The sequence below is a fragment of the Actinospineispora eucalypti genome, from assembly GCF_039543365.1.
Taxonomy (GTDB): domain Bacteria; phylum Actinomycetota; class Actinomycetes; order Mycobacteriales; family Pseudonocardiaceae; genus Pseudonocardia; species Pseudonocardia eucalypti.
Genome location: NZ_BAABJP010000031.1, coordinates 174200 through 183617, shown reverse-complemented (window position 1 = coordinate 183617; position 9418 = coordinate 174200). Strand labels below are relative to the sequence as shown.

Below are 9418 nucleotides of genomic sequence, written 5' to 3'. Positions count from 1 at the left end.
TCAACCGCGAGGACCTCACCCGGGAGGCGTTCATCCCCGATTTCCTGGGCATCCCGGGCAACCCATCCGGGCGGATCTACCGCACCGGCGACCTGGGCCGGGTCAACACCAACGGCGAGATCGAATACCACGGACAGATCACCCGGCCCCAGGCAGCCGGCGCGGTGACCGGTGGCGACGGCGCCGCGTTGCCCACCCAGATGCTGCCCGTCCAGGCGCCGAACCCCACGGTGGAGCTCCCGCCCGCCTCGCCGGCGCTGGCCGAGGCGCTCGCACCGCTGGCCGAGGCGCCCGCCGCCCCGGCGTCTGGCATCGCGCAGGCCTTGGCCGAGGTGCTCGCCGAGGTCCTCGGCGTCGATGAGGTGTCGGTGGACGGCAACTTCTTCGACGACCTGGGTGCGGACTCGATGGTGATGGCCCGGTTCTGCGCCCGGGCGCGCAAGCAGCCGGACCTGCCCTCGGTGTCGATGAAGGACATCTACCGCCACACCACCATCCGTGGCCTGGCCACCGCCCTCGCCGACCCGGCGTCCACCTCGACCGAGCGCGGCTTCGCCGAGGTGCTCGCCCAGGTGCTGGGCATCGATGAGGTGTCGGTGGACGGCAACTTCTTCGACGACCTGGGTGCGGACTCGATGGTGATGGCCCGGTTCTGCGCCCGGGCACGCAAGCGCCTCGACCTTCCCTCGGTGTCCATGAAGGACATCTACCGGCACACCACCATCCGTGGCCTGGCCACGGCGCTCGGGGAGTCTGAGCCTGGAGCGGGTGGGCTGACGGTGGCGTCGGTTGCCGCGTCGCTTGCACCGTCTGGCACGCTGCCGGCCGTTCTGTCGGTCTCCTCGCCGGTTCCGCCTTCGGCGGAGGTGGCGAGGTTCGCGCGGGAGGTGCGGCGGCGGCGTCCGGCGCCGGCAGGCAAGCCCCGGTACGTGTTGTGCGCGGCCCTGCAGTTGCTGTTCTTCCTCGGTTACTGCTGCTTGGTCGCGCTGGCCACCGTCCGGGGCGCGGAGTGGATCTCCACCGCCACCGCCGAGCTGGACATCTACCTCCGCTCGGTCGAGGTGGGCACGGCGGCCTTCCTGGGCCTGGTCTCCCTGCCGATCGTGGCCAAGTGGCTGATCATCGGCCGCTGGAAGCCCCAGGAGCTGCGGGTCTGGAGCCTGCCCTACGTGGGCTTCTGGCTGGTCAAGACGCTGATCCGGATGAGCCCGCTGGCGCGGATGGGCGGCTCGCCGCTGCAGGTGCTCTACCTGCGGGCGCTGGGCGCGAAGATCGGGCGGGGCGTCACCATCCTGTCCACCCATGTGCCGGTGTGCACCGACATGCTGACCATCGGCGAAGGCACGGTCATCCGCAAGGACACATTCTTCAACTGCTACCGGGCGCGGGCCGGCGTCATCGAGGTCGGCCCGGTGACCCTCGGCCGGGACGTCTACATCGGCGAGGCGACGGTGCTGGACATCGGCACCTCGATCGGCGACGGGGCGCAGCTGGGCCACTCCTCGGCGTTGCACGCCGGGCAGGCGGTGCCCGCCGGCGAGCGCTGGCACGGCTCCCCGGCCCAGCCGACCGACACCGACTACCGCGTCGTGCCACCGGCCCGCGTGGGCACCGCGCGCAGGGCGCTGTGGGCCACCGGCCAGCTGGTGGTTGGGCTGTTCGTCTACCTGCCACTGGCCCTCGGCGGGCTGTACTTGCTGCTCGGCGCCGTGCCGTGGGTGCGCACGCTGCTCGGCAACGGCCCGCTGGCGTTCACCAGCTGGGCGTTCTACGCCGACGCGATCGTCGCCTCCGTGCTGCTGTTCCTCGGCGGGGTGGTCGGCGGCCTGCTGTTCGTGTTCATCGCACCGCGCCTGCTCGGCCTGTTCATCACGCCGGGCAAGGTGTACCGGCTCTACGGCTTCCACCACTGGGTGCAGCGGGCGATCACCCGGATCACCAACCGCAAGTTCTACACCCACCTGTTCGGCGACAGCTCGTACATCGTGGACTTCCTGCGGTCCCTCGGCTACGGCCTGCACAACGTGGAACAGACCGGCTCGAACTTCGGCATGGACGTCAAGCAGGACAACCCGTACCTGAGCTCGGCCGGCAGCGGCACGGTGATCGCCGACGGGCTGTCGATCATCAATGCCGACTTCTCCAGCACGTCCTTCCGGGTGTCCGCGGTGTCCATCGGGGCGTACAACTTCCTGGGGAACCTGGTTGCCTACCCGGCTCAGGGCCGGACGGGGGACAACTGCCTGCTGGCGACGAAGGTCATGGTGCCGATCGACGGCGAGATCCGGGAGGGTGTGGGCCTGCTGGGCTCGCCCTGCTTCGAGATCCCCCGAACCGTGGCGCGGGACCACAAGTTCGGCCTGAACAGCGCCGAGGAACTGCGGCGGGGCTTGGCCGGGAAGAACCGGCACAACGTGGCCAGCATGTTGCTGCGCCTGCTGTCGCTGTGGCTGTACTTCCTCATGGTCAGCCTGTTCACCCTGGGCGCGATCGACCTCTACCACTCGCTCGGGGTGCTCGCCTTCGCCGCGTCCAACGCGCTGACCGTGCTGTTCACCGCCGTCTACTTCGTGCTGGTGGACCGCACGGTGCGCGGGCTCCAGGCGCTGCGCCCGGACGGCGTCTCGATCTACGACCGCGACTTCTGGCGGCACGAGCGCTACTGGAAGGTGCGCGCGGACGGGTTCGTCGGCCTGTTCAACGGCACTCCGTTCAAGAACGTGATCTGGCGGATGATGGGCGCGCGGGTCGGCCGCCGGGTGTTCGACGACGGCTGCTTCCTCACCGAGCGCACCTTCGCCACCATCGGCGACGACTGCACCCTCAACGAGGGCAGCTACATCTGGTGCCACTCGCAGGAGGACGGTGCCTTCAAGTCGGACCTCAGCGCGCTCGGTGCCGGCTGCACGCTCGGCGTCGGTGCGTTCGTGCACTACGGCGTGACCATGGGCGACGGGTCCGAGCTGGCCGCCGACTCATTCCTGATGAAGGGCGAGGAGATCCCGTCCGGGGAGTACTGGGGCGGAAACCCGGCGCAGGAAATCGCGAACGCTGACCGGGTGTATTCCTCCTGACCCTCAGCGACCCGCACCGAAGGGAACCGAGATGTCCACTCCAAACGCCTCTTCCCTGCGAGGCCTGGAAGTCTCTCCGGGCAAGCCGCCGATCCTGCGGGCGGAGCTCACTGGTGACGCACCGACCTGGGTGGCCGAGCATCGGGATGCCCTGCACGCGGTGATCGACGAGCACGGCGCGCTGCTGGTCCGGGGTTTGGGGCTGGGTGACACGGGCCAGGTTGGCGCCGTGTTCCAGCGGTTGGCCTCGGGCGGGCTGATGGGTGAGCGGGAGTCGTTCGCGCCTCGCACGGCCTACGCGCCGGGGGTGTACTCCTCGACCAAGTGGCAGCCGAACGAGCCGATGTGCATGCACCACGAGCTGAGCTATGCGCTGGAGTTTCCGAACCTGATGATGTTCGCCTGCCGCACCGCGCCCGGGGCGGGCGGCGCGACCGCCGTCTGCGACTCGGCCGCGGTGTTGGATGCGCTGCCGGCGGACCTGGTCGCCCGGTTCGAGCGGGAGGGCTGGCTGCTGTCGCGCAACTACAACGAGGAGATGGGCGCGTCCTACGCGGAGGCGTTCGGCACCGCCGACCGGGGGGCCGTGGAGGACTACTGCCGGGCCAACGCGATCGACTTCGAGTGGCAGTCCGGTGGCGGGCTGCGCACCTGGCAGCGGCGCTACGCGGTGGTGGCCCACCCGATCAGCGGTCGTAACTGCTGGTTCAACCAGATCGCGTTCCTGAACGAGTGGACGCTGGACCCGGACGTGCGGGAGTTCCTGGTGGATGTCTACGGCCGGGAGTCGCTGCCCTTCAACACCCACTTCGGCAACGGTGACCCGATCGGACCGCACATCGTGCACCCGATCACTCAGGCATACCAGGCCAACACCCGCCGCGAGCCGTGGCAGTCCGGCGATCTGCTGCTGGTCGACAACATCCGGACCGCGCACAGCCTCGAGCCCTTCCAGGGGCCTCGCGAGGTACTGGTCGGCCTGGCCGACCCGGTGGGCACGGGCGGTTTCTCGGCCGAGTGATTGCTGTCGTCTCCCGCCCGTCGATATTTGCTGTCCGGGGGATGACACCTCCACGGCTGGTCCGCGCGGTTCGGCGAGCGTGGGGCGGGTGCTGGCCGACCAGTTGGCGCGGACCGGGGTGAAACCGGAAATGATCGAGTTCGTCGGTGACGACGAGTCCGGGTTCATCGAGGCCGGGATTCCGGTCGGCGGCGCCCAGAACGGCGACAGCAAGAAGAAGACCGCGTTGGTGCTCGATGTCGGAGACGACGCTAGGAATCGGGCGATTATCGACCGGCAAACTCCCTGGTGTCAGCGGTGATGCGTCAGGACGCCGTGCGCGGCGTCGGCGCCGGTGACCGGCTCGGTGTGCACCACCGCCGCGGTCAGCCGGGGCACCGCGTGCACCAGGTCGTGCTCCACCTCGTGAGCGAGCCGGTGGGCCTGCTCGACGGTGAGCCGCGGGTCCACCGCGATGGCCACCTCGGCGTGCAGGCTGTGCCCGATCCAGCGCATCCGCACCTGCCCCGCGCCGACCACGCCCGGGGTCGCGGCGGCGGCGCGTTCCAGCAGCTCCACCGCGGCTGGGTCGACCGCGTCAAGCAGCCGGCCGAAAACCTCGGCCACGGCGTCGCGCAGCACCAGCAGGATGGCCGCCGTGATCAGCAGGCCGATGATCGGGTCCGCGATCGGCCAGCCCAGGGCCATGCCCCCGGCGCCGGCCACCACGGCGAGCGAGGTGAACCCGTCCGTTCGGGCGTGTAGGCCGTCCGCGACCAGCGCCGCCGAACCGATCCGCCGCCCCACCCGGATCCGCCAGCGGGCCACCAGCTCGTTGCCGATGAACCCGAGAACGCCCGCGACCGCGACCACCCACAGATACCGCACCGGTTGCGGCTCCAGCAGCCGCAGCACCGCTTCGTACCCGGCCAGTGCCGCTGAACTGGCGATGATCAGCACGACCACCAGGCCGGCGAGGTCTTCTGCCCGGCCCAGACCGTAGGTGAACCGCCGAGTCGCGGCCCGGCGGCCCAGCAGGAACGCGATGCCCACCGGGATTGCGGTCATCGCGTCCGCGAAGTTGTGGATGGTGTCGCCCAGCAGCGCCACCGACCCGGTCAACAACACCAGCACCAGCTGGGCGATCGCCGTGACGAACAGCACCGCGAACGACCACACCAGGGTCCGCATCCCCTCGCGGCTGGCCTCCAGCGCGGCATCGAACCGGTCGGCGCTGTCATGGCTGTGCGGGGTCACCACATGCCGTAGCCGGTTCCGCAGGGCGGTCCACCACGAGGTCTCGTCGTGCCCGTGCCCGTGCCCGTGCCCGTGCCCGTGCCCGTGCCCGTGCCCGTGCCCGTGCCCGTGCCCGTGCCCGGCCGGCCGCGTTTCGTCTTCCGGAGGCGCCATGCTTGCCATGGTTCCCTGCTCACGAGCACTATGCAACCATGCGCGCGCACAACGATGTGGCACCTGCCAAGGTGGGGCGACAGCCAGATGTGGACACCCGCTACCAGGTGGCGGCCGAGGTGTTGCGCCACCTGGCCGACCCCACCCGGCTGCACCTGTTGTGCCTGCTCGGCGAGGAACAAGACGTCAGCACGCTGGCTTCGCGGGTGCCGGCGTCGCGGTCCTCGGTGTCCCAGCATCTCGGGCGGCTGCGCCTGGCCGGTCTGGTACGGGCCCGGCGGGAGGGCCGGCGGATGCTCTACCGGATCACCAGCGACCATCTCAGCGGGCTGGTAGCCGAGGCGCTCGAGTTCGCCGACCACACGGTCCACGCGCTGCCCCACCACGTGGGTAGGCCGGAATGAGCCCGTTTATCAGCAACTTCTTGCCTCCGGCTTACCTGCGCGAGCGTGGCTGCTAACGGGCCGGTACCTACCTTCGGCAGTCGAATCCCAGTTCCAGCCCACCCGGGAGGCCTGACGACGAGCCGGCTGACGAAGGTGCTCGGCACCGGGGAGAACGGGCACCGGGTGCTGGTGGTGGAGGACGACGAAACCATCGGCAGCACGTCGCGGCGCTGCGGCGCAAGCTCGACACGATGTCCGAACACGGCCGGATACCGCGCATCGTCACCCTGCGGCGCCACGGCTACCGGCTGGAGGACCCCGACCGTTGACTCACATGTTGGTCATCAACACGTACAGACCGGCCAGGAACACCAGCAGCAGCAATAGGAACCCCACAAACCTGGCGGTGGCTACCGCGCCCGCACCGAGCCTCACCGGCCCGAGTATGACGGCGGCCGGGCGGGTGTGGCAGCCGCCGAGTCGGGGATGACGTGCGCATCCGCATCGCGGACGCCACCGCGGCGCCGTTCCTGATCGGCATCAGCCGCCGCCGAGGCGCTCTACGGCACCGTGGCGCCGGGCTCGTTCTCCCTGTTCACCATCGGCATGTTCCCGCGAGGTGCTCAGCGAGCACGGGCCCGGGTGCTGTCGTTCATGGCCACCGGCTCCTTCGACGGCGAGGTGGCCGGCATCAACGATGGGCAACGGGCCGAGGAGCAGCGGTTCGGTCGGCGCGGTCGAGGCGCGCCGAAGGGTGACGTGCCTTCCCGCGCGCATGCTCGCCTCTTACCGGGGTAGCTGACTGCAGTGAGGAAGGGAGTTGTCGATGCCCCAACAGGCTTGGAGTGACAAACGGGAACGGCAGTACGAGCATGTGAAGGACTCCGCGAAGGAACGCGGTGCGTCCGCCGGCCGGGCGGAGGAGATCGCCGCCCGCACGGTGAACAAGAACCGGGCCCGGTCGGGGGAGTCCAGGCAGGCCAGTCGCACCTCGACCCAGGATGCCTCCCCCCAGCACCGAGGTGGAAAGCGCTCGCACACCGGGAGCAAGGGCCGTACCAAGGAGCAGCTCTACCAGGATGCGAAGCGCAAAGGCGTGAAGGGCCGTTCGAAGATGACCAAGTCCCAGCTGGAACACGCCGTCGGCGCCCAGCGCTGATCTGGTAAATCACGGGCCGCTACCTCGACGCGGCCGGGCTGGCCGAAGGGCCTTCCTGGCCGCCGAGGTCAACCGGCGCTGGTGGCGAACTTGTCGAACCGGGACAACGCCGGCTCCGGCGGTGCCTCCGGCTCGCTTGGTCGATCGGCTAGCCGCTGTGGACGGATCCATGTGGGGAGTTGGGGTCGATGGTGCGGCTGATCGCTCGGCTCACGATGTCTTCCAGCCGGCCGGCCTGCCGGTAGTCCGCGCGCTGTATCTGGGCGCCGTTGCCCCGCTCGAGCAACTCGGAGGTCAGTTCCTTGGCCAGGTGTTGGTCGCCGCTGGCCGCCAGCGCGTCTCCGGTGTGTTCCAGCAGCGCGGCGACCACCTCGCCGGCGGGCGCGGGCCGCCAGGTGCGGGGATCAACGAGTTCGTCGTCCAGACCCGAGCGGCTGGCCCGCCAGGAGGCCAGCTTGAGCAGCTCCACCCGGGCCTCGGGTGGCGGGTCGCCGGCGCGCCAGGACCGGGCGGCGGTGTCCACCAGGCCCCTCGACAACAGGGCCAACAGGACCGCGTCCGAGGTGTTCGTGCACACGTCGGCCACCCGGATCTCCACCGTCGGGTACTTGTTCGACCAGCGCGCCTCGAAGTAGATCATTCCGTCGTCCAGGATGGTCTTCGTGGCGGTCATCGCCTCGACCGTGGCCCGGTACGCCTCCGGCGAACCGAACGGGCCGGTCGGCCCACCCGAGGGCCAGCGCGGCCAGACCTGGGCGCGGTAGCTGGCGTAGCGCGAGTCATCGCCACGCCAGAACGGCGAGTTCGCCGACAGCGCCAGCAGCACGCTCAGCCACGGCCGGATCCGGTCGAGCACCCCGATCGCTTCCTCGTCCGAGTCGATCCCGACGTGCACATGACAACCGCAGGTCAACTGCTCCTGCGCCGTCATCCCGAACCGGTCGGCGATGCGCCGGTAGCGGGGGTCGGGAAACACCTCGGTGCTCACCGACATCGGCGAGGTGCCCAGCGCCACCAGCGCGGCGCCGGCCTGCTGTGCCCGCTCGGCGGCGTTGCGCCGGGCCTGCCCGAGCTCGGTGAACAACTCCTCCGGGCTGGTACAGGGGTTGGTGGCGGTCTCGATCTGCTGACGTTGCAGCTCCGACTCCACGTCCGGCAGATCCCGCTCCGCCGACTCGTCGGCCTCGGCGTCCAGCAGCGCGGCGGCAACCGCCCTCGGCCGCCCGTCCTCAGGACCAACCAGAAGGAACTCTTCCTCAACGCCGATCGTGCGAAGCGCCACCACGCCACCCATTCCGCCAACGACGGGTTCGAAAAATGGCGTTACCCCGGCCGTCCGGGGCTAAACCGGCACGACGGGCTTTGTCCGATTGAACGCCGGGTTTGTGCTCGGTTACGCCGGGTAGCTGAAAGCGTATGAACAAGAGGCGGCGGGGGCTGGTGCTGGGGGCCGGGGGATATCTCGGCGCGGCGTGGTCGGTCGGCGCGTTGTCGGCGATGCGGGACGTGCTGGGTTGGGAGCTCGGCGAGGCGGACCTGGTGGTCGGTACGTCAGCCGGAGCCGTGCTGGCGGCCCTGCTGCGCGCGGGCAAGTCGGTGCGCGAGCTGTGCGGGGAGCGCGCGGCGTTCGACCTGGCCGAGCAGCCGTGCTGGCCGGGCGCCCCGAGCTTCGGGGTGGGGTCCAAGCCACTGGCCTGGCGGGCGGTGTGCCCGCCGTGGTCGGTCTCGCCGTTCGCGGTGTGCGCCGCCCTGCTGCCGAGGGGCCGAGGGTCGCTGGCCTCGGTGGGCAGCCTGGTGGGGCGCGCCCGCCCGGGGCCGCGTTGGCCGGCCAACACCTGGACGGTGGCGATGAACTACGACACCGGCTCGCGGACGGTGTTCGGCCGCCCGGAAGGTCCCCGCTCGTCGCTGGCCCGCGCGGTGATGGCCTCCTGCGCGGTGCCGGTCTGGTACGCGCCGGTGCGGGTGCGCGGGGTGCCGTACGTGGACGGCGCGGTCTGTTCGCCGTGCAACGCGGACCTGCTCGCCGGGGAGGCGTTGGACGAGGTGTACGTGCTGGCCCCGATGGCCTCCCGGCACCTCGACCGGCCGGCCGGCGCGCTGGCCCGGCTGGAGCGGCTGTGGCGGCGGGTGGTCACCCGCCGCACGCTGCGTGAGGTGGCCCGGCTCCAGGAGGGCGGCGCCCGTGTTCACCTGCTGACCCCGAACGCCGAGGATCTCGAGCTGATGGGTGCGAACATGATGGACGGCACCCGCCGCCACGACGTGCTGCAACTGGCCCGGGAGACGGTGTCCCGTGCGCTGCGTTCGGCACGGCGCCGGCTGGCGGCCGCCTGACCACCAGGGTCCTTGCCGACCCTCGGTATTCGGCCGAGCGCTGGCGGGTGAT

The 9418-nt window shown here is 70.5% G+C and carries 9 protein-coding genes; 7 read left to right on the top strand and 2 right to left on the bottom strand.

Annotated elements, in window-relative coordinates; translation table 11 throughout:
- From ABEB12_RS28130 to ABEB12_RS28120, 3 genes are all read left to right on the top strand, one after another.
- Positions 1-3074 (top strand): Pls/PosA family non-ribosomal peptide synthetase (locus tag ABEB12_RS28130; RefSeq protein WP_345703206.1); only part of this gene is annotated, 3074 nt, incomplete at its 5' end.
- 31 nt (positions 3075-3105) lie between these two features.
- Positions 3106-4095: a TauD/TfdA family dioxygenase gene (locus ABEB12_RS28125; RefSeq protein WP_185064877.1), complete on the top strand. Its 990-nt coding sequence runs from the start codon at positions 3106-3108 to the stop codon at positions 4093-4095.
- 88 nt (positions 4096-4183) lie between these two features.
- Positions 4184-4396, top strand: coding sequence for a hypothetical protein (locus ABEB12_RS28120; RefSeq protein ID WP_185064878.1), 213 nt, complete (start codon positions 4184-4186; stop codon positions 4394-4396).
- Here the strand turns inward: ABEB12_RS28120 and ABEB12_RS28115 are convergent.
- On the bottom strand, positions 4387-5484 hold the full coding sequence (locus tag ABEB12_RS28115; protein WP_185064879.1) for a cation diffusion facilitator family transporter: 1098 nt from the start codon (positions 5482-5484) through the stop codon (positions 4387-4389). The two genes, ABEB12_RS28120 and ABEB12_RS28115, sit on opposite strands and share 10 nt — an antisense overlap.
- 38 nt (positions 5485-5522) lie before the next feature.
- On the opposite strand from ABEB12_RS28115, the gene ABEB12_RS28110 reads away from it, so the two are divergent.
- From ABEB12_RS28110 to ABEB12_RS28095, 3 genes are all read left to right on the top strand, one after another.
- Positions 5523-5888, top strand: a complete 366-nt coding sequence (locus ABEB12_RS28110) for a metalloregulator ArsR/SmtB family transcription factor (protein WP_185064880.1) — start codon at positions 5523-5525, stop codon at positions 5886-5888.
- A gap of 552 nt (positions 5889-6440) precedes the next feature.
- Complete coding sequence (locus tag ABEB12_RS28100; protein WP_185064881.1) at positions 6441-6668, top strand: hypothetical protein; 228 nt, start codon at positions 6441-6443, stop codon at positions 6666-6668.
- Between the two features lie 28 nt (positions 6669-6696).
- Positions 6697-7029 (top strand): plasmid stabilization protein, encoded by a 333-nt coding sequence (locus ABEB12_RS28095; protein ID WP_185064882.1) that lies wholly within the window; start codon positions 6697-6699, stop codon positions 7027-7029.
- Between the two features lie 148 nt (positions 7030-7177).
- Here the strand turns inward: ABEB12_RS28095 and ABEB12_RS28090 are convergent, their stop codons facing one another.
- Positions 7178-8311 carry a carboxylate-amine ligase gene (locus tag ABEB12_RS28090; protein ID WP_345703205.1) on the bottom strand — a complete coding sequence of 378 codons (1134 nt, stop codon included), beginning with the start codon at positions 8309-8311 and terminating at the stop codon, positions 7178-7180.
- A 134-nt stretch (positions 8312-8445) separates the two neighbouring features.
- On the opposite strand from ABEB12_RS28090, the gene ABEB12_RS28085 reads away from it, so the two are divergent.
- Positions 8446-9366 (top strand): patatin-like phospholipase family protein, encoded by a 921-nt coding sequence (locus tag ABEB12_RS28085; protein WP_185064884.1) that lies wholly within the window; start codon positions 8446-8448, stop codon positions 9364-9366.
- Positions 9367-9418 lie beyond the last annotated feature (52 nt).

Bases quoted from the DNA above. Each gene is read 5' to 3' on its own strand.
- ABEB12_RS28095 (WP_185064882.1), top strand. From the start codon at position 6,697: ATGCCCCAACAGGCTTGGAGTGACAAACGGGAACGGCAGTACGAGCAT.
- ABEB12_RS28115 (WP_185064879.1), bottom strand. From the start codon at position 5,484: ATGGCGCCTCCGGAAGACGAAACGCGGCCGGCCGGGCACGGGCACGGG.
- ABEB12_RS28110 (WP_185064880.1), top strand. From the start codon at position 5,523: ATGCGCGCGCACAACGATGTGGCACCTGCCAAGGTGGGGCGACAGCCA.
- ABEB12_RS28125 (WP_185064877.1), top strand. From the start codon at position 3,106: ATGTCCACTCCAAACGCCTCTTCCCTGCGAGGCCTGGAAGTCTCTCCG.
- ABEB12_RS28085 (WP_185064884.1), top strand. From the start codon at position 8,446: ATGAACAAGAGGCGGCGGGGGCTGGTGCTGGGGGCCGGGGGATATCTC.